This is a genomic window from Streptomyces sp. AHA2, from assembly GCF_036857595.1.
Lineage (GTDB): Bacteria > Actinomycetota > Actinomycetes > Streptomycetales > Streptomycetaceae > Streptomyces.
Genome location: NZ_JAUQWJ010000011.1, coordinates 100,844 through 119,816, shown reverse-complemented (window position 1 = coordinate 119,816; position 18,973 = coordinate 100,844). Strand labels below are relative to the sequence as shown.

18 protein-coding genes are annotated in these 18,973 nt (G+C 73.3%); 8 read left to right on the top strand and 10 right to left on the bottom strand.

The window, feature by feature from the left end; translation table 11 throughout:
- Positions 1-73: 73 nt before the first annotated feature.
- From Q5694_RS22690 to Q5694_RS22670, 5 genes are read right to left on the bottom strand one after another with little or no spacing between them, the layout of a single operon-like run.
- A complete protein-coding gene (locus Q5694_RS22690) occupies positions 74-946 on the bottom strand; it encodes a glycosyltransferase family 2 protein (RefSeq protein WP_333935159.1) in 873 nt (290 codons plus the stop codon).
- A 5-nt stretch (positions 947-951) separates the two neighbouring features.
- Positions 952-1,731, bottom strand: coding sequence for a CDP-alcohol phosphatidyltransferase family protein (locus tag Q5694_RS22685; RefSeq protein WP_333935062.1), 780 nt, complete (start codon positions 1,729-1,731; stop codon positions 952-954).
- The gene (locus Q5694_RS22680; RefSeq protein WP_333935061.1) at positions 1,709-2,770 is read right to left on the bottom strand and encodes an iron-containing alcohol dehydrogenase family protein; all 1,062 of its coding nucleotides are present in this window, start codon (positions 2,768-2,770) and stop codon (positions 1,709-1,711) included. Before Q5694_RS22680 ends, Q5694_RS22685 begins: the two co-directional genes overlap by 23 nt.
- Positions 2,758-3,510: a phosphocholine cytidylyltransferase family protein gene (locus Q5694_RS22675; protein ID WP_333935060.1), complete on the bottom strand. Its 753-nt coding sequence runs from the start codon at positions 3,508-3,510 to the stop codon at positions 2,758-2,760. Before Q5694_RS22675 ends, Q5694_RS22680 begins: the two co-directional genes overlap by 13 nt.
- Entirely contained in the window at positions 3,507-5,330 is a 1,824-nt protein-coding gene (locus Q5694_RS22670) for a DUF5941 domain-containing protein (RefSeq protein WP_333935059.1), read from the bottom strand. The genes Q5694_RS22675 and Q5694_RS22670 overlap by 4 nt, the downstream gene beginning before the upstream one ends.
- A gap of 277 nt (positions 5,331-5,607) precedes the next feature.
- Between Q5694_RS22670 and galE the strand changes: the two genes are divergently transcribed.
- The 3 genes from galE (at position 5,608) to idi (ending at position 8,549) form a co-directional block, all read left to right on the top strand.
- Complete coding sequence (gene galE, locus Q5694_RS22665) at positions 5,608-6,579, top strand: UDP-glucose 4-epimerase GalE (RefSeq protein WP_333935058.1); 972 nt, start codon at positions 5,608-5,610, stop codon at positions 6,577-6,579.
- Between the two features lie 144 nt (positions 6,580-6,723).
- Positions 6,724-7,659: a cation diffusion facilitator family transporter gene (locus Q5694_RS22660; protein ID WP_333935057.1), complete on the top strand. Its 936-nt coding sequence runs from the start codon at positions 6,724-6,726 to the stop codon at positions 7,657-7,659.
- Between the two features lie 296 nt (positions 7,660-7,955).
- On the top strand, positions 7,956-8,549 hold the full coding sequence (gene idi / locus Q5694_RS22655) for an isopentenyl-diphosphate Delta-isomerase (RefSeq protein ID WP_333935056.1): 594 nt from the start codon (positions 7,956-7,958) through the stop codon (positions 8,547-8,549).
- A 114-nt stretch (positions 8,550-8,663) separates the two neighbouring features.
- Here idi and Q5694_RS22650 read toward each other — a convergent pair whose 3' ends face one another.
- The gene (locus tag Q5694_RS22650; RefSeq protein WP_333935158.1) at positions 8,664-9,170 is read right to left on the bottom strand and encodes an ATP-binding protein; all 507 of its coding nucleotides are present in this window, start codon (positions 9,168-9,170) and stop codon (positions 8,664-8,666) included.
- 218 nt (positions 9,171-9,388) lie between these two features.
- Here Q5694_RS22650 and Q5694_RS22645 point away from each other — a divergent pair, with 218 nt between their 5' ends.
- Positions 9,389-10,144 (top strand): enoyl-CoA hydratase/isomerase family protein, encoded by a 756-nt coding sequence (locus Q5694_RS22645; RefSeq protein ID WP_333935054.1) that lies wholly within the window; start codon positions 9,389-9,391, stop codon positions 10,142-10,144.
- Here Q5694_RS22645 and Q5694_RS22640 read toward each other — a convergent pair.
- Both Q5694_RS22640 and Q5694_RS22635 read right to left on the bottom strand, forming a co-directional pair.
- Positions 10,131-10,766, bottom strand: coding sequence for a DJ-1/PfpI family protein (locus tag Q5694_RS22640; RefSeq protein WP_333935053.1), 636 nt, complete (start codon positions 10,764-10,766; stop codon positions 10,131-10,133). The genes Q5694_RS22645 and Q5694_RS22640 overlap by 14 nt on opposite strands.
- Positions 10,767-10,816: 50 nt before the next feature.
- Entirely contained in the window at positions 10,817-11,776 is a 960-nt protein-coding gene (locus Q5694_RS22635) for a GlxA family transcriptional regulator (protein ID WP_333935052.1), read from the bottom strand.
- Between the two features lie 114 nt (positions 11,777-11,890).
- Here Q5694_RS22635 and Q5694_RS22630 point away from each other — a divergent pair, with 114 nt between their 5' ends.
- The 4 genes from Q5694_RS22630 (at position 11,891) to Q5694_RS22615 (ending at position 16,251) form a co-directional block, all read left to right on the top strand.
- On the top strand, positions 11,891-12,760 hold the full coding sequence (locus Q5694_RS22630; RefSeq protein WP_333935051.1) for an SCO6745 family protein: 870 nt from the start codon (positions 11,891-11,893) through the stop codon (positions 12,758-12,760).
- Between the two features lie 213 nt (positions 12,761-12,973).
- Positions 12,974-13,099 carry an LPFR motif small protein gene (locus Q5694_RS22625; protein WP_267889763.1) on the top strand — a complete coding sequence of 42 codons (126 nt, stop codon included), beginning with the start codon at positions 12,974-12,976 and terminating at the stop codon, positions 13,097-13,099.
- A gap of 99 nt (positions 13,100-13,198) precedes the next feature.
- The gene (locus tag Q5694_RS22620; protein WP_333935050.1) at positions 13,199-15,583 is read left to right on the top strand and encodes a Tex family protein; all 2,385 of its coding nucleotides are present in this window, start codon (positions 13,199-13,201) and stop codon (positions 15,581-15,583) included.
- 110 nt (positions 15,584-15,693) lie between these two features.
- Positions 15,694-16,251: a putative glycolipid-binding domain-containing protein gene (locus tag Q5694_RS22615; RefSeq protein WP_333935049.1), complete on the top strand. Its 558-nt coding sequence runs from the start codon at positions 15,694-15,696 to the stop codon at positions 16,249-16,251.
- On the opposite strand, the gene Q5694_RS22610 is transcribed toward Q5694_RS22615, so the two are convergent.
- Together Q5694_RS22610 and Q5694_RS22605 are read right to left on the bottom strand one after the other, a co-directional pair.
- On the bottom strand, positions 16,248-17,888 hold the full coding sequence (locus Q5694_RS22610) for an ABC-F family ATP-binding cassette domain-containing protein (RefSeq protein WP_333935048.1): 1,641 nt from the start codon (positions 17,886-17,888) through the stop codon (positions 16,248-16,250). The two genes, Q5694_RS22615 and Q5694_RS22610, sit on opposite strands and share 4 nt — an antisense overlap.
- 25 nt (positions 17,889-17,913) lie before the next feature.
- Positions 17,914-18,936 carry an oxidoreductase gene (locus tag Q5694_RS22605; RefSeq protein ID WP_333935047.1) on the bottom strand — a complete coding sequence of 341 codons (1,023 nt, stop codon included), beginning with the start codon at positions 18,934-18,936 and terminating at the stop codon, positions 17,914-17,916.
- Between the last annotated feature and the right edge of the window lie 37 nt (positions 18,937-18,973).

Sequence of the window (18,973 nt, the reverse complement as noted above, 5' to 3'; positions counted from 1 at the left end):
GCTTGAGCCGGGGCCAGGGTAGGCCCCCTCGGACACTCCCGGGTGGTCCCGGGTGGTCCCGGACACGAGCCTGTCAGATGACCGGGGGCCGGCCCAGCCGGGTCAGCCGCCACACCGTACGCCACTTCATCGGACGGCGGGGCCCGCAGGGGGTGGTCCAGCCCTCGCGGAATCCGCCGAACCAGGCCCGCAGCGCGGGCCGCGAGGGACGGCGCAGGAGGGTGAGCAGCAGCCACACGCCCAGGTACACCGGCACCAGGAGCGCGGGCAGGTTGCGGCGGGCCAGCCAGACGCGGTTGCGGGCGACCATGCGGTGGTACACCGCGTGCCGTGAGGGGGCGGTCGTCGGGTGGTAGAGCACCATGTCGGCGCGGTAGTCGATCATCCAGCCGGCGTCCAGGGCGCGCCAGGCCAGGTCGGTCTCCTCGTGGGCGTAGAAGAACTCGTCCGGCAGGCCGCCGACGTCGGCGAAGACGCGGGTGCGGACGGCGTTGGCGCCGCCGAGGAAGGTGGTGACCCGGGAGGAGCGCATCGGGTCGGAGGCGCGCAGCCGGGGCACGTGCCGGCGCTGGGTGACGCCGGTGTCGGGGTCGGCGATGCGGAAGCTGACGATGCCGAGCTTCGGGTCGGCCTCGAACGCCTTGCGGCACAGCTCGGCGGTGTCGTGGTGCGCGAGCAGGCCGTCGTCGTCGAGGAAGAGCAGGATGTCGACGTCGCGGCCGGCCGGGCCGAAGGCCTCGATGCCGACGTTGCGGCCGCCGGGGATGCCGAGGTTCTCGGGCAGTTCGACGGTGCGGACGCCCTCGGGGACGTCCGGGACGGGCGAGCCGTTGCCGACGACGACGACCTCGACGGGGTCGCCGTCCTGCTTGGCGACGGAGTCGAGCAGGGCGCGCAGTTCGTCGGGGCGGTTGCCCATGGTGATGATGACGGCCCCGACCTTCATGGCGCTCACTTCAGCCTGCTGGAGGCGAGGATGGACACCAGGTGCAGCAGCGTCTGCACCAGGGCGATGCCGGCCAGCACCGCGACGCCGAGCCGGGTGAAGAACAGGTCGCCGCGGGTCTGGTCGACGATCGCCAGCACCAGGATCAGCAGCGACGCCTCTATGCCGAGGATCAGCCGGTGGAACTTCAGGGCGGCGGCGGCCCGGCGGGCCAGCGCCATGCCGGAGGAGCGCATCTCGGCGGCGGCCTCCTGCACCGGCGGCTTGCCGGCCTGGTGCCGGGCGACGCCGACGAGGTCGGTCTCGGCCTTGATCAGGATGGCGCCGAGGGCGGCGAGGGTGCCGAGGAAGGCCCACAGCCAGTCGATGCGGCCGCTGCCCCACAGGTCGGCGGCGCGCAGACCGAAGCCGGTGAGCACCGCGGCGTCGGTCAGGTAGGCGCCGACCCGGTCCAGGTAGACGCCGTTGAGGGAGTACTGCTTCTTCCAGCGCGCGATCTCGCCGTCGACGCAGTCCAGCAGCAGGTACAGCTGGACGCACACCACGCCGAGGACGGCGCCCGGGATCCCCGGCACGAGCAGTGCCGGGGCCGCGAGCACACCGAAGACGGTCATCAGGTAGGTGAGCTGGTTGGGCGTGACCCTGGTGTTCACCAGGTAGCGGTCGACCCGCAGGGACACCTCGCGCATGTAGAGGCGTCCCATCCAGTGCTCACCGCTGCGCCGGTCCTTCACCCCCGCGGGGTGAACGACGGGGCGGAGTTCAGCTACCGATGGCCTTGACATAGTCGGCGTAGACGTCCTTGATCTGTTCGGTGGTCAGGTCGAGGTGTTCGAGGATGGTGTAACGGCCGGGCCGGGTCTCGGGCGCGAACTCGACGGCCTTGACGAACTCCTCCGTCGTGAAGCCGATCTCGTCCGGCAGGACGGGCAGCCCGTGGCGGCGCAGCACCTCGGCCGTGTACACCGATTCCTCGTGCGCCCCGCGCAGCCACATCGCGAAGGCCGCGCCGAGACCGCACTGCTCGCCGTGGGCGGCGGCCCGCTGCGGGTAGAGCAGGTCGAAGGCGTGGTTGATCTCGTGGCACGACCCCGAGGCCGGCCGCGAGTCGCCGGAGATCGACATGGCGACGCCGGTGAGGACGAGCGACTCGGCGAGCACCTGCAGGAAGCCGTTGTCGCCGACGCCCGCCGGGTGCCGGAGCACCGCTTCGCCCGCCTGCCGGGCCATGGCGGCGGCCAGCCCGTCGATCTTCTCGCCCTTGACGCGGTTGGCCAGTTCCCAGTCGGCGATCGCGTTGATGTTGGAGATCGCGTCACCGATGCCGGCGCGCACGAAGCGGACCGGGGCCTCACGGATGACGTCCAGGTCGATGACGACCGCGATCGGGTTGGGCACGCCGTAGGAGCCGCGGCCCGCGTCGTTGTCGAGGGTCGCGACCGGCGAGCACAGACCGTCGTGCGCGAGGTTCGTGGGCACGGCGACCAGGGGCAGGCCGACGCGTGCCGCGGCGAACTTGGCGCAGTCGATGATCTTGCCGCCGCCGAGCCCGACCACGGCGTCGTAGCGGCCGGCCTGCATGTCGCCGGCCAGCCGGACGGCGTCGTCGAGGGTGCCGCCGCCGACCTCGTACCAGGTGGCGCCGGGCATGCTCGGCGCGATGCGCTCGCGCAGCCTGGCGCCGGAGCCGCCGCTGACGGCGACGGCGAGGCGGCCGGAGTGCGAGATGCGCTCGTCGGCGAGGACGCAGGCCAGGTCGTCGAGGGCACCCGGGCGGATGTCCACGACGAGCGGGGAGGGGATCAGCCGGGTCAGTACTGGCACGCGATCTCCCGTCCGCGGGCGAGGTCGTCGTGGTTGTCGATCTCCACCCACTTGACGTCGCCGATCGGCGCCACGTCGATGCGGAAGCCGCGGTTCACAAGCTCCTGGTAGCCGTGCTCGTAGAACTGCTGCGGGTCCGCCTCCCACACGGTCCTCAGCGCGTCGGCGAGTTCGGGGGCGGCGTCGCCCTCGATGAGGGTGACGCCGATGTACTCGCCGGTCGCCTCGGCGGGGTCCATCAGCTTGGTGATCCTCGTCATGCCCTTCTCGGGGTCGACGACGACCTTCATCTCCTCGTCGGCGAGGTCCTTGACCGTGTCCAGGGCCAGGATGATCCTCTTGCCGTCGCCGCGGGCGGCGAGCAGCGTCTTCTCGACGGAGACCGGGTGGACGGTGTCGCCGTTGGCGAGGATCACGCCGTCCTTGAGGGCGTCACGGCCGCACCACAGGGAGTAGGCGTTGTTCCACTCCTCGGCCTTGTCGTTGTCGATGAGGGTGAGCTTGAGGCCGTACTTCGCCTCCAGCGCCTCCTTGCGCGCGTACACGGCTTCCTTGCGGTAGCCCACGATGACGGCGACCTCGGTCAGGCCGATCTCGGCGAAGTTGCCGAGGGTGAGGTCGAGAACCGTCGGCCCGTCCTCCTCGCCCGCCAGCCCCACCGGTACCAGCGCCTTGGGAAGTCTGTCGGTGTAGGGGCGCAGACGCCGTCCGGCGCCGGCGGCCAGCACGAGGCCGATCATGCGGGTTCTCCTTCATCGTGTACGGCGGGTGCGCCGACCTGGTGGGCGGCGACCCAGAAGCGGATGCTCTCGGCGAGCACCACCAGGGCCACGGCCACGGCGAGGACCGTGAGCGCGACCGTGAACTGCGAGGCGGTGAGCAGCGCGGCGAGGACGGTGACGAGCAGCGTTCGTCCCTCGTGCCCCCCGATGGAACGCACCAGCCAGGCGGGGGGCGCTCCGGCGTTGCCGCGGATGCGGTACACCGTGTCGTAGTGATGGTAGGCGACCGCGGCCACCAGCCCGAAAGCCGCAGGAAGGGCTCCGTTCACGTCCGCGCGGGCCGCCAGGACCAGGACGGTGCCGTACTCGGCGGCCCGGAACAGCGGCGGGACGAGCCAGTCGAGGGCGCCCTTGAGGGGCAGGGCGACGGCGGCGGCCGAGGTGAGGGCGTACAGGACCGCGGCGGCGACGGGCAGCGCGCTGCCGTAGGGCTCCAGGGCCGCGGCGAGGACCAGCAGGACCGCACCGGGCAGGGCGACGAGGAAGCGTGCGCCGAGCGGCGGCCTGGCGGGCAGTCTGCGCAGCACCCCCGCGAGGGCGTCGGCGAGGAGTCCGCTGTCGGCGAGGTCGGCCAGCGCCCGGGCCGCGCGGTCGGTCCGCCGCGCCTTGCGGGTGAGGGAGCGCAGCACGCGGCCCGCCGTGGTGTACGTCGCCGCGAAGGCGCAGCCGGCGAGCAGCGCGTAGAAGGTGATGCGCGGGGTCGTGAGGGCGGTGAGCACCGCGATCATCGCCCAGCGCTCGCCGATGGGCAGGACGATCATGCGGCGGACCCAGACCGTCCAGCCGACGCTGTCGAGCCTGTCGGACAGGGCTGCGGTGGGGCTGGTGTTGACGGTGGCGTCGGTGCCCACGACGTGCGCCTCGTGGAAGGAGAAGTCCACGACGTGCCGGCAGGTCTGCAGGACCATGGCGCCCAGGGCCAGGGCCCATACGTCGTCGCCGCCGCGGGCGGCGCCGAGGGCGAGGCCGGCGTAGTAGGCGTACTCCTTGGCCCGGTCGAAGGTGGCGTCGAGCCAGGCGCCGAGGGTGGAGTACTGCAGGGAGTAGCGGGCGAGCTGCCCGTCGGTGCAGTCCAGCACGAACGAGGCGATCAGCAGGACGCCGGCCGCGACGAAGCCGCCGCGGGTGCCGGTGGCCGCGCAGGCCGCCGCTATGAGCGCGGTGAGCAGGGAGGCGGTGGTGACCTGGTTCGGGGTCAGGCCGCGGCGTGCGCACCAGCGGGCGAGGTAGCGGGAGTAGGGGCTGATGCAGAAGGTGGTGAAGAAGCCGTCGCGCGCCTTCACGGCCGACTTCAGGCGCACGGCCTCGTCGTCGACGTCCGCCACCGCCTGCCGGGCCTCGTTGCGGGCCTGCGGGTCGGCCGGGACGGCGGCGACGAGGGTGCCCAGCTCGGGGCGGTGCACGTCGGCGCCGTCGGCGTCCAGCGCGGCCAGGACGCGGTCGGCGAGGCTGTCCACCAGGGTGGTGCCGCCGCCGGTGGAGTTCTCGCGGGCCATCGCCCGGGTCAGGGCGGGGCGCCCGGCGGGCCGGGCGGTGACGGCGCCCGGAATCGCGGCCAGCGGGAAGCGGGGGTCGGTCAGGCCGAGCCGCAGCGCGTGCACGTGGCCCACGAACCGGGCGTCGACCAGGGCGACCCGCTCGTCGCCCGGGACCTCGGCGAGGAGCGTCTCGGCCTCGACGGCGTCACCGGCGAACCGGACGTCGAACCCGAGGGACCGCAGGTCGCCCTCGATCGACGATCCGGGGACCGGCTGCCCGGTGAGGATGGCGGTCGACAACCGAATTCACTCCCTGGGGACCGGCGCTCCGCACCGGTGCTGTACATGATGGGGGCGGCCGCGCCGGTCACTCCCGGGGCGGCATGTCGGCAGAGGCTATCGGATGGCCGGAAGGCCGTGTTCACCGCCCGTTGGGCGGCTCGATCGACGCAGTTCGCCCGAGCCCTGCCGCGATCATCTTGGTGGATCCGGGGCCCGCCCCACAAACCGCGCCCCGCAGACCGGACATCGGGGACATTGCGCGGGTGCCGGGCCGGGCGGCATAGGGTGGACGACCATGACTTGGCTGATCACCGGCGGGGCCGGCTACATCGGGGCCCACGTGGCCAGGGCCATGACGGAGGCCGGGGAGCGCGTCGTCGCCCTGGACGACCTGTCCGCCGGGGTGCCCGCGCGGCTGCCGTCCGCCGTTCCGCTCGTGCGGGGTTCCTCGCTCGACGGGGAGCTGCTGAAGCGGGTCCTCGCCGAGCACGCCGTGACGGGCGTGGTGCATCTCGCGGCACGCAAGCAGGTCGCCGAGTCGGTGGCGCAGCCGACGCGGTACTACCGGGAGAACGTGGGCGGCCTGGCGACCCTGCTCGACGCGGTGGCCGAGGCGGGGATCGGGCGGTTCGTCTTCTCCTCCTCGGCGGCGGTGTACGGCGACCCGGGCGTGGACCTCATCACCGAGGACACGCCGTGCGCGCCGGTGAACCCGTACGGCGAGACCAAGCTCGCCGGGGAGTGGCTGGTGCGTGCGGCGGGCCGGGCGCACGGGATCTCCACGGTGTGCCTGCGGTACTTCAACGTGGCGGGCGCCGCCGCTCCGGAACTGGCCGACACGGGAGTGTTCAACATCGTCCCGATGGTCTTCGACCGGCTGACCCGCGACGAGGCCCCGAGGATCTTCGGCGACGACTACCCGACCCCCGACGGCACCTGCGTACGGGACTACATCCACGTCGCCGACCTGGCCGAGGCCCATCTCGCGGCGGCCCGGCGGCTGGCCGAGGGCGGTGTCACGGGTGACCTGACGGTCAACATCGGCCGCGGTGAGGGCGTCTCGGTCCGGGAACTGATCGCGGTCATCGGCGAGGTCACCGGCGACCGGCGGCCCCCGGTGGTCGAAGAGCGCCGCCCGGGGGACGCCCCGCGGGCGGTCGCGTCCGCGGCCCGGGCGGCCGCGGAACTCGGCTGGACGGCACGGCGCGGGGTGCGGGAGATGACCGAGTCGGCCTGGCGGGGCTGGCGGCTCCACCACGGCTCCTGACCGTCGCACCGCCCTGACCTGCGCGTCGTTTCCGCAGGTCAGGGCACATGACAACGGTGTTCAGTGCCGCGTTGCCCATACCCCCTCCCCGTAGTTGACTGGGGTGCCCGGGCACGATCGGCGGACACAGGAGGGTGACTTTCCATGGGGGCTGGGCACGATCACGGGCACGCGCACGGCGCGGCCGGCGGTACGGCGACCTCGGCGTACCGCGGCAGGCTGCGGATCGCGCTGGCGATCACGCTCGGCATCGTCGTCGTCCAGATCGTCGGGGGTGTCCTCGCCGACTCGCTGGCCCTGGTGGCGGACTCGGCGCACATGGCGACGGACGCGCTGGGGCTGGCCATGGCACTGCTCGCCATCCACTTCGCGAGCCGCCCCCCGAGCGAACGCGCCACGTTCGGCTACGCACGCGCCGAGATCCTGGCGGCCCTGGCCAACTGCCTGCTGCTGCTCGGGGCCGGCGGGTACGTCGTGTACGAGTCGGTGCAGCGGTTCATCACCCCTGCGGACACCGAGGGCCGGCTGGCTCTGGTGTTCGGCGCGATCGGTCTGGCCGCCAACCTCGTCTCCCTGTCGCTGCTGATGCGCGGGCAGAAGGAGAGCCTGAACGTGCGGGGCGCGTTCCTGGAGGTGGCCGCGGACGCCCTGGGCTCGGTCACGGTCATCCTGTCGTCGCTGGTGATCATGCTCACCGGCTGGCAGCCCGCCGATCCGATCGCCTCGCTGGTCATCGCTCTGATGATCGTTCCCCGGACGTGGAAGCTGCTGCGCGAGACGCTCGACGTGCTGCTGGAGGCGGCGCCCAAGGGCGTCGACATGGCCCAGGTGCGGGCGCACATCCTGGCGACGGACGGGGTGGAGGACGTGCACGACCTGCACGCGTGGACGATCACCTCCGGCATGCCGGTGCTGTCGGCGCACGTGGTGGTCAGCACCGAGACGCTGAACGCGATAGGGCACGAGAAGATGCTCCACGAGCTCCAGGGCTGCCTCGGCGACCACTTCGACGTGGAGCACTGCACCTTCCAGCTGGAACCGAGCGGGCACGCCGAGCACGAGGCGCGCCTGTGCCACTGACGCACCGGCCTGCCGAGGCGGCCGGGGCGGGTGGGGCGCACTGCGCCCGGCGCGCGCCGGGGAATGCGGCCCTGCGGCGCACGCAGGCGCCCTGACTCCCGGAGCACCCGCCGGGGACGATTTTCGGTCCGGCGGGCCGGGCACGATCCCCTTCCGGGTCCCTCTCCCCGGTCTCCCGGCGGCGCCGTCCGCGCTCCGTGTCGCCCGCCCGGGACATGCGGGCGGGCAGCGAAGTGCCGGGAGTGCCGGATTCGTACGGCAGACTTGGGGCGCGAAGACCGATGTGAAGGATGGGTATGCCGATCACACCTGCCACCGCGACGCACAGCCCGTCGAACGGCACCGCAGACGCGATTTTGCTGGAACTCGTCGACGAGGACGGCGTGACGATCGGCACCGCGGAGAAGCTCGCCGCTCACCAGCCGCCCGGGCGGCTGCACCGCGCGTTCTCCGTGTTCCTGTTCGACGAGTACGGCCGGCTGCTGCTCCAGCAGCGCGCGCTGGGCAAGTACCACTCCCCCGGTGTGTGGTCCAACACGTGCTGCGGCCACCCCTACCCCGGTGAGGCGCCCTTCGCGGCGGCGGCGCGGCGCACGTTCGAGGAACTCGGCGCGTCCCCCTCGCTGCTGGCCGAGGCGGGCACGGTCCGCTACAACCACCCGGACCCGGAGTCGGGTCTGGTGGAGCAGGAGTACAACCACCTGTTCGTCGGCATGGTGCAGGCCGTGCTGCGGCCGGACCGGGAGGAAGTGGCCTCGACGGTCTTCGTGACGCCGCCGGAACTGGCCGAGCGGCACGCCAAGGACCCGTTCTCGGCCTGGTTCATGACCGTGCTGGACGCGGCCCGGCCCGCGATCAGGGAGCTGACGGGCACGTCGGCCGGATGGTGAGGCGATTCCCCGGGCCCTGACGCGTTTCCGGGCCTCGGGGGCCCGTCGGCGGTTCCCCGCGTCCTCCGAGGCCCGGCGCGGCCGGCGGCCCCCGGGCAGCCGGGCGGTTCGAGCCTAGGGCAGGCGGGCGGGTGCGAGCGGCAGGGCGGCCCAGATCACCTTGCCGCCGCTCGCGGTGTACTCGACCTCGCAGACCCCGCCGGCCTCCCGGGTGATCTCGCGCACCAGGAGGAGCCCGCGCCCGCCGGTGCGGCCGTGGTCGGTCTCCAGTGCCGTGGGCCGGTAGGGGTGGTTGTCCTCCACGGACAGGCGCAGCCACTGCGCGCCGACGGCCACCTCGACGGCGATCGTCGGCGAGAGCACCGCCGCGTGCTTCACGGCGTTCGTCACCAGCTCGGAGACGATCAGCAGCAGCCCCTGGGCCAGGTCGTCCGAGACCGGTACGCCCTGGCGCAGCAGCAGGTCCCGCACGGCGTGCCGGGCCTGCGGGACGGAGGCCTCCACCGCGGGCGCGGTGAACCTCCAGACCCCTTCGTACGGCAGCGGATCCGCGGGCCCCGGACCGAGGGGCACCGCGCCGCCCTCGGGGCGCCGGCCGATTCCGCGCCCGTCGTCGTCCATCGTCCGGTCGCCACCCTCGCGCTCGATTGTCGCCACACGTCGAGTGTTGGGAACGATGCGCTCCCCTCCTCGGAGCTGAACAGAAGTCAGCAACTATCGAGCACTTCTGACCGTCGGCGTATGACACGGTCAGTTGTGGGACTGGTCCTGTCCCTGTTGTGCCGTCTCGGCGAACTATTCGGGTTGTACGGGTTTGGCATCCGGATAGCATCCGGCGCATGGAGCCCCTGCTGGACCACGCCGTGACCGACTCGGTCGCGACGGTCGTCATCCGCCACCCCGAGAAGCGCAACGCCATGACCGCCGGGATGTGGCGGGCCCTGCCACCGCTGCTGCACGACCTCGCGGTCGATCCGGCCGTACGGGCGCTGGTGCTGACCGGCGAGGGGCGCACGTTCTGCGCCGGTGCCGACATATCGACACTGCGGGGCTCCCCCGAGGAGGCGCAGGGGCTGGCCGTACGGGCCGAGGAGGCCCTGGCCGCCTTCCCCAAACCGACCCTGGCGGTGATCCGGGGGTACTGCGTGGGCGGCGGCGCACAGCTCGCGGCCGCCTGCGATCTGCGGTTCGCCGAGGAGGGCGCCCTGTTCGGGGTGACACCCGCGAAGCTCGGCATCGTGTATCCGGCGTCCTCGACCCGGCGGCTGGCGTCCCTGGTGGGTCCGGCCACCGCCAAGTACCTGCTGTTCTCCGGGGAGCTGATCGACGCGGGCAGGGCGCTGCGCACCGGACTGGTCGACGAGGTCCTGCCCGAGGGCGAACTCGGCAAGCGGGCGGCGGAGTTCACCCGCGTCCTGGTGTCGCGCTCGCAACTGACGCAGGCGGCGGCCAAGGAGTTCGCGGACGGGCGTACGGACCGGGACGCGTACTGGGCCGGGCAGGCACGCGGCAGCGGCGACGCCGCGGAGGGCGTCGCCGCGTTCCTGGAGCGAAGGCAGCCGCGGTTCGGCTGGGTCGTGCCTACGTCAGGATGACGCCGGAGTGGGTGCGGACCAGGTCGACCAGGTGGGCCGGGGCCTTCTCGGGTGATCCGGCGTCGTAGGGCGGCTGGGGGTCGTACTCGGTGGCCAGCTGGACGATGCGGGCGTGGTCGTCGCCCGCGATCCGGCCGAGGAGCGTCAGGCCCATGTCGATGCCGGCGGAGACGCCGGCCGCGGTGACGTACTTGCCGTCGGTGACGACCCGTTCGCCCGTGGGCTCGGCGCCGTGCCGGCGCAGCTCGTCCAGGGCCAGCCAGTGGGAGGTCGCGCGGCGGCCCCGCAGGAGCCCGGCGGCGGCCAGCAGCAGGGAGCCGGTGCACACGGACGTCGTCCAGGTGCTGGTGGCGTCCGCGGTGCGCAGCCAGCCGGCCAGCGGGCCGTCGGACGCCAGCGGGAGCGGGCCGGGGCCGCCGGGGACGACGACGATGTCGGGGCTCGGCACGTCGGCCAGGGGCCGGTCGGCGACGAGGGCGAGGCTGCCGGTGTCGTTGCGCACGGGGCCGGCCTCCTCGGCGACGAACACCGTCTCGGCGCCGGGCAGACGGCCCAGGGTCTCGTAGGGGCCCACGGCGTCGAGGGCGGTGAAGCCCTCGTAGAGGGCGATGGCGATCTGCATGGTGTCCCTTCGGTCGGCGGGCAGGCATGAGAAGGGGTGACCCGTCCCGTTCAGGGCGCTGTCACCGGGCGGAAGCGCCGGCGGTACTCGGCAGGTGACGTCCCCAGGGCCTTGAGGAAGGCGCGGCGCATCGCCTCCGGGGTGCCGTAGCCGCTGCTGCGGGAGATCTCCTCGACGCCGTCGGCGGTGTCCTCCAGCAGACGGCGGGCGTGTTCCAGCCGGACGCGGTCGACGTAGCGGCCCGGTGTCGTGCCGGTCTCGGCACGGAACGCGCGGGCGAAGTGGCGGGGCGACAGCCGGGCGCGGGCGGCGAGGGACTCCACCGACAGGTCGGCCCCGGGGCGTTCGGCGATGTAGCGCTGGACCTCGCGCAGGGGCTCGCGGTGTGCGGTCTGGGCGGCGAGCTGGGCACTGAACTGGGCCTGGTTGCCGGGCCTGCGCAGGAACACGAACAGGTGCCGTGCGACGGTCAGGGCGGTCTGCCGGCCCAGATCCTCCTCGACCAGGGCGAGGGCGAGGTCGATCCCGGCGGTGACGCCGGCCGAGGTGGCGACGTTCCCGTCGCGGACGTAGACGGGGTCGGGGTCGATCTCGACGCTGGGATGCCGGCGGGCGATCCTGTCGCAGTACGCCCAGTGCGTGGTGATCCGGCGGCCGTCCAGCAGCCCCGCCTCGGCCAGCACGGCCGCGCCGGTGCACACGGACACCAGCCGGGCGGCGCGCGGCCCGTGCTCGCGCACCCAGTCGACCAGCCGCGGATCGGGCCGCAGGCTGCCCTTCCCGCCGGGGACGAGCAGGACGTCCGGGTCGGCCGCGCCGGCCAGCGACCCGTCGGGCACGAGGGTCAGGCCGCTGGTGCTGCGTACGGGCGCCCCGTCCAGGGACGCCGTGCGGATCCGGTACGTGCCCGGACGCAGCAGCTCCGCGCCCGCGAAGACCTCCACGGGCCCGGTGACGTCGAGACTCTGCAGACCGTCGAACAGGACGACGAGAATCGTGCGCTGGGCCATGGTCCCGATTCTTCGCGGGGGCACGACATGGCCGCAATGCCGAGTTCCCCACCTTTCCTGCCATGCCGCGCACGGCCATGGAAGCCATACCAAGCGGTTGGTAACCTCCCCGGCATGACGACTGCCGCCCTGGAGCCGCGCGCCGGCCGACGCTGCCACAACATGCTCAACTCCCTGCACGCGACGCACTACTTCTCACCCGACCTGGGCAGGGAGCTGGGCGCCGTCGGCATCACCGACCCGCAGGCGGCGAACTTCGCCGTGCGTGCCGCGGCCCTCGGTGCCGTCGGCGCGGGGCCGGTGGCGGCCGCCTTCTACAACTACAAGTACGAGCTGGTCGCCCGGCACCTCCCGGCCGTCTGGGAGACGGCCGCACCGTCGCGGGTGCTGGCGGCACGCGCGCGTGCGGTCGACGCGACGCTGCGCCGGCTGCTCGGCCGGGAGGCTCTGGCGTCGGCGGAGATGGCCGAGGCGGCACGGCTCGCGCTGCGCGCCGCCGAGGCGTGCTCGCGCGAGGCGCGGCCCCTGTACGCCGCCCACGCCGACCTGCCCGTCCCCGAGGAGCCGCACCTCGCCTACTGGCACGCGGCGACCCTGCTGCGCGAGCACCGGGGCGACGGTCACCTGGCCGTCCTGGTGTCCGCGGGGCTGGACGGCCTGGAGGCGGTCGTGACGCACACGGCCACGGGCAGGGGCATGGCCCCGAAGTGGGTGTTCACCACCCGGGGCTGGACGCAGGAGGAGTGGGACGCGGCGACGGACCGGCTGCGCGAGCGGGGGCTGCTGGAGGAGTCCGGTGAGCTGAGCGGGCAGGGAGCCGCCCTGCGCACCGAGATCGAGCAGGAGACGGACCGCCTCGACCGCGCCCCGTACGCGCACCTGGGCGCCGAGGGGGTGGCCCGGCTGACCGAGCTGGGCGGGACGTTCGCGCACGCGGCGCTCGTGGCGGGTGCCTTCCCGGCGGACCTGATCGGCAAGGCCTGACGCCGAGCGCTGATGACTTCGTTCCCCCCGGGGTGCGGAGGCCGTGGCCGCCGTCGGGGTGCGGGCGCCGCGCGGCCTCGCCGCCGGGGGCCGTCGGCGGCCCCTCCCGGGCCTGTCCGGGCGGGCGTGCCCGGTCGTGACGCATGGTGAGCCGTTCGCGAGGTACCTGTTCTTCACCGGCCGGTTCGGCCGGGACGAGGAAAGGGGATTTTCGTGTTCCGTGCCATCGCAGACGTGCTGCGCCAGATCGGCGGCGCCATCGCCACCGTCGTGACGCTTCCCTTCCGGGCCCTGGCCCGGCTGTTCGGCGGGGCCTCGTCCTCCACCCGCAGGGCCTGACCGCCCCGCCCGGCCCGCCGGGCCCGCCCTGATCCCCGAGTGTCGGTGTCACCTGCCACAATTGCCGCGCAACCTCAGCGGAGAAGGCGGTACGGGATCGTGACGACACCGGGGTCCAACGGGTCCATCGAAGGCAGGATCGCCGAGGAGCTCGGCGTACGGGAGCGGCAGGTCAGGGCTGCCGTGGAACTGCTCGACAGCGGTTCGACGGTGCCCTTCATCGCCCGCTACCGCAAGGAAGCGACCGAGATGCTCGACGACGCGCAGCTGCGCACGGTCGAGGAGCGGCTGCGCTACCTGCGGGAGCTGGAGGAACGGCGGGCGGCGATCCTCGAGTCGGTGCGCGAGCAGGGCAAGCTCACCGACGAGCTGGAGAGCCGCATCCGGGGCGCCGAGACCAAGGCCCGGCTGGAGGACATCTACCTGCCGTTCAAGCCCAAGCGGCGCACGAAGGCCCAGATCGCCCGTGAGGCCGGTCTCGAGCCGCTGGCGGAGGGGCTGCTCGGCGATCCCACCGTCGACCCCCTCGCCGCGGCCGCCTCGTTCGTCGACGCGGACAAGGGCGTCGCCGACCCGCAGGCCGCCCTCGACGGCGCCCGGGCGATCCTGACCGAGCGGTTCGCCGAGGACGCCGACCTGATCGGCGAACTGCGCGAACGCATGTGGGTGCGCGGGCGGCTCGCCGCCAAGGTGCGCGAGGGCAAGGAGGAGGCGGGCGCGAAGTTCGCCGACTACTTCGACTTCACCGAGCCGTTCACCGAACTGCCCTCGCACCGCGTGCTCGCCATGCTGCGCGGCGAGAAGGAGGAGGTTCTCGACCTCGTCCTCGAACCGGAGGAGCCGACCGACGGCCCCTCCTCGTACGAGGGCGTCATCGCGAACCGGTTCGGGATCGCCGACCGGGGCCGCCCCGGCGACAAGTGGCTGAAGGACACGGTCCGCTGGGCGTGGCGCACCCGCATCCTGGTCCACCTCGGCCTCGACCTCAGGCTGCGGTTGCGCACGGCCGCCGAGGACGAGGCGGTGCGGGTCTTCGCCGCGAACCTGCGCGATCTGCTCCTCGCCGCTCCCGCGGGCACCCGCGCGACGCTCGGCCTCGACCCCGGGTTCCGCACGGGCGTCAAGGTCGCCGTGGTCGACGCGACGGGCAAGGTCGTCGCCACGGACGTCATCCACCCGCACGTCCCCGCCAACCGCTGGAACGAGGCCCTCGCCAAGCTGGCCCGGCTGGCGAAGGAGCACAAGGTCGAGCTGATCGCGATCGGCAACGGCACGGCGTCCCGCGAGACCGACAAGCTCGCCGGGGAGCTCATCGCCGAGCACCCGGAGCTGAACCTCACCAAGGTCATGGTGTCCGAGGCGGGCGCGTCGGTGTACTCGGCGTCCGCGTTCGCCTCGCAGGAGCTGCCCGACATGGACGTGTCGCTGCGGGGCGCCGTGTCGATCGCCCGCCGGCTCCAGGACCCGCTGGCCGAACTGGTGAAGATCGACCCGAAGTCCATCGGCGTCGGGCAGTACCAGCACGACCTGTCGGAGGTGAAGCTGTCCCGTTCGCTGGACGCGGTCGTGGAGGACTGCGTGAACGGCGTGGGCGTGGACGTCAACACCGCCTCGGCCCCGCTGCTGGCCCGGGTCTCCGGCATCACCTCCGGGCTCGCCGAGAACATCGTGGCGCACCGGGACGCCAACGGGCCGTTCACGTCCCGCCGCGAGCTGAAGAAGGTGGCCCGCCTCGGACCCAAGGCGTACGAGCAGTGCGCCGGCTTCCTGCGCATCCGCGGCGGCGACGACCCGCTGGACGCCTCCAGCGTGCACCCCGAGGCCTACCCGGTCGTCCGGCGCATGGTGAAGACGGCCGGGCAGGAGGTCGCCGCGCTCATCGGCAACACCTCCGTACTGCGCTCGCTGCGGCCACAGGACTTCGTGGACGAGTCCTTCGGCCTGCCGACCGTCACCGACATCCTGAAGGAGCTGGAGAAGCCGGGCCGCGACCCGCGTCCGGCGTTCCGGACCGCCGCCTTCAAGGAGGGCGTCGAGAAGATCTCCGACCTGACCCCCGGGATGATCCTGGAGGGCGTGGTGACGAACGTCGCCGCCTTCGGCGCGTTCGTCGACGTCGGCGTCCACCAGGACGGTCTGGTGCACGTCTCGGCGATGTCGAAGACGTTCGTGAAGGACCCGCGTGACGTGGTGAAGCCCGGGGACATCGTCAAGGTGAAGGTGCAGGACGTCGACATCCCGCGCAAGCGGATCTCGCTGACGCTGCGTCTGGACGACGAGGCCGCACCGCAGGGTGCGGACGGCGGCGGTGAGCGCCGGCAGCGCGGCGGGCGTCCGCCGCAGCAGCGCCAGGGCGGTGGCGGCTCCCGCCGCGGCGGTCAGGCGGGCGGCTCGCGCCAGGCGGCGGCGCCGCCTGCCAACAGCGCGATGGCCGACGCGTTGCGCCGGGCGGGGCTGGCCGACCCGAAGAACGGCCGCCGCTGACGGCTGGGCCGGAAGCCCACGTGGGCAGTTGCGGGTCGTGACCGGTCGCGTGGTTCCCCCCGCCCCCCGGGGGGAGGCGTCCGGCGCCCCCTCGGGCCTACAGTGGCCGTATGGTCACGTCGCGCACCCTGACCTGGGCGGTCTCCGCGACCGGCGGATTCGAGACCGCCTGGGTGTGGCGCGCCGACGGAGGGCTGACGGCACGCGGCCGGGCCGTCGCGACGGACCCGGAGCCGTACTGGATCTCCTACGAACTCGACGCACCCGAGGAGTTCGTGACACGCCGGCTGCGGGTGACCGCCGAGTCCGCGGGCGGCAGCCGCACGCTCGACCTTCGGCACGACGGCGGCGGCGCCTGGACCGCGAACGGCCAACGGCTGCCGGACGTCGACGGCGCCCTGGACTGCGATCTCGGGCTGTGTCCCCTGACCAACACCATGCCGGTGCTGCGCCACGGCCTGCACCGCGGACCGGGAGAGCTCGAGTTCCTGGTGGCGTGGGTGTCGGTGCCGGATCTGACGGTGCGGCCGTCGCAGCAGACGTACGCGCACCTGCGCCCCGGCCGGGTCGGCTTCGCCTCCGGCGGCTTCCGCGGCGACCTGCAGTTCGACGAGGAGGGGTTCGTCGTGGACTACCCCTCCCTGGCCCGGCGCCTGGCGACCGCCTAGCGCTCGGTCACCTTGCCGTCCGCCACCTCCAGACGGCGCGTGACCCGGACCGCGTCCAGCATGCGGCGGTCGTGGGTGACCAGCAGCAGCGTGCCCTCGTACGCGTCGAGCGCGGACTCCAGTTGCTCGATGGCCGGCAGGTCGAGGTGGTTGGTCGGCTCGTCGAGGACCAGGAGGTTCACGCCGCGGCCCTGGAGCAGGGCCAGCGCGGCCCTGGTGCGCTCGCCCGGGGACAGGGTCGCCGCGGGGCGCAGGACGTGGTCGGTCCCGAGGCCGAACTTGGCCAGGAGGGTGCGGACCTCGACCGGTTCGGTGTCCGGGACGGCCGCGCGGAACGTGTCGAGCAGGCTGTCGGTTCCGTGGAAGAGCCGGCGCGCCTGGTCGACCTCGCCGAGCAGGACGCCCGAGCCGAGCGCGGCGTGCCCGGCGTCCAGGGGGACGCGGCCGAGCAGGGCGGCGAGCAGGGTCGACTTGCCGGAACCGTTGGCGCCCGTGATCGCCACCCGGTCCGCCCAGTCGATCTGGAGGGAGACCGGCCCGAGGACGAAGCCGCCGCGGTGCACCTCGGCGTCGCGCAGGGTCGCGACGACGGCGCCCGAGCGCGGGGCCGAGGCGATCTCCATGCGCAGTTCCCACTCCTTGCGCGGCTCCTCGACGACGTCGAGGCGCTCGATCATGCGCTGGGTCTGCCGGGCCTTCGCGGCCTGCTTCTCGCTGGCCTCGCTGCGGAACTTGCGGCCGATCTTGTCGTTGTCGCCGCCCGCCTTGCGCCGGGCGTTCCTGACGCCCTTGTCCATCCAGGAACGCTGCATCTGCGCGCGGTCCTGCAGGGAGGCCCTCTTGTCGGCGTACTCCTCGTAGTCGTTCCGGGCGTGCCGGCGGGCCACCTCCCGCTCCTCCAGATAAGCCTCGTAGCCGCCGCCGTAGAGGTTGATCCGCCGCTGGGCGAGGTCGAGTTCGAGGACCTTGGTGACGGTGCGGGAGAGGAACTCACGGTCGTGGCTGACGACGACCGTGCCGGCGCGCAGGCCGGTGACGAAGCGTTCCAGGCGCTCCAGGCCGTCGAGGTCGAGGTCGTTGGTCGGCTCGTCGAGCAGGAAGACGTCGTAGCGCGACAGCAGCAGGGAGGCGAGGGAGGCGCGGGCCGCCTGGCCGCCGGACAGGGACGTCATCGGCTGGTCCAGGTCCACCGCGAGGCCCAGGGAGCCGGCGACCTCTTCGGCGCGTTCGTCGAGGTCGGCACCGCCGAGGCCGAGCCAGCGCTCCAGACTGGTGGCGTAGGCGTCGTCGGCTCCGGGTGTGCCGTCGACCAGGGCCTGGGTCGCCTCGTCCATGGTCCGCTGCGCCTCGGCGACGCCCGTGCGGCGGGCCAGGAACGCCCGTACGGTCTCGCCCGGGCGGCGGTCCGGCTCCTGCGGGAGGTGTCCGACGGTGGCGGCCGGCGGGGACAGGCGCAGTTCGCCCTGTTCGGGCGTGGTGAGGCCGGCGAGCATCCGCAGCAGGGTGGACTTGCCCGCGCCGTTGGCGCCGACCAGGCCGATCACGTCGCCGGGTGCGACGACAAGGTCGAGTCCGGTGAACAGGGAACGGTCGGCGTGGCCGGCGGCGAGGTTCTTGGCGACGAGGGTGGCGGTCATCAGAGCGCCGATCCTAGTGGGCCGCTCACGGGGTCACGGCCGTGGCCAGGACGCCGGTGGCGGTGCGCGCCACCAGGAAGGACCGGCTCCTGACCGCCTTCGGGTCGAGCGGGATGCGGTGCCGGCCCGGCTGGAGGACCTCGTCGAGCAGGTCGCGGGTGCGGGTGCGGGAGAGCCGGTCGACGCGGTACGCGGTGAGAGTGACCCGGCAGGCGGAGGTGACCTCGATCTCGGCGTGGCCGGTGCGGGCGGTCAGGCCCGTGAGGCGGCGCTGCCCGGCCGGGCTGCGGTCCAGGGCGTGCTCGATCTGGGCGACGAGCAGGGGTATGACGGGTGCGAGGCCGTCGACGCGGGCGACCGGGACCCCTGCGCGTGCGAAAGCCCGCAGGACGGCGTCGCGTTCGCGCTCCGCGGTGTCCTGGCCGAAGGCGACGGCGCCGTAGCCGCGCAGTTCCTCGACGGGCACGCGGTGGGCGTCCCGGGCGATGTCGGCGCCGATGCCGATGGTGCGCAACGCGGCGGCCAGTTTGGCGAGGACGGCGACGCGGGCCCCGATGAGCAGGACCCGGGGGCGGGGGTCCGGGGCCGTTCCGTTCAGCAGGGTGCCGAGGGCGGCGCGGTACTCGGCGCCGCGGAAGCGGAAGGGGCCGATGCCGTGGTATCCGTTGAGGGCGAGGTCGGCCGTCTCGCCGGTCTGCCAGGCGAAGTCGGCCCACACGACGTCCTCGCCGTCCTGCCGGATGACCGCGGTGACGGCGCCGCACGCCAGGTCCTCGCACTCGGGGCAGCCGTAGACGACGTACCGGCCGCCGGGCAGCGGGGCCGGGCTCTCCAGGAGCAGGCTGCGGACCTGCGCGGTGAAGATCGCCGGCGGGACGTCGGAGGCGAGCGGGGAGACCGCGTCGAGGTCGGAGAGGCGGAACAGCAGCGGGCGCCCGTCGACGACGAAGTCCAGGAAGTCACGGTGGACCTGGTAACCGCCGTCGGTGCGGACGCCGCCGGCCCGCATCGCCGGGGCCAGGCCGAAGGTCGTGTACTCGACACACATGCTGTGAGTATTCCCGCACTCAGCGTGATGTGAGCAC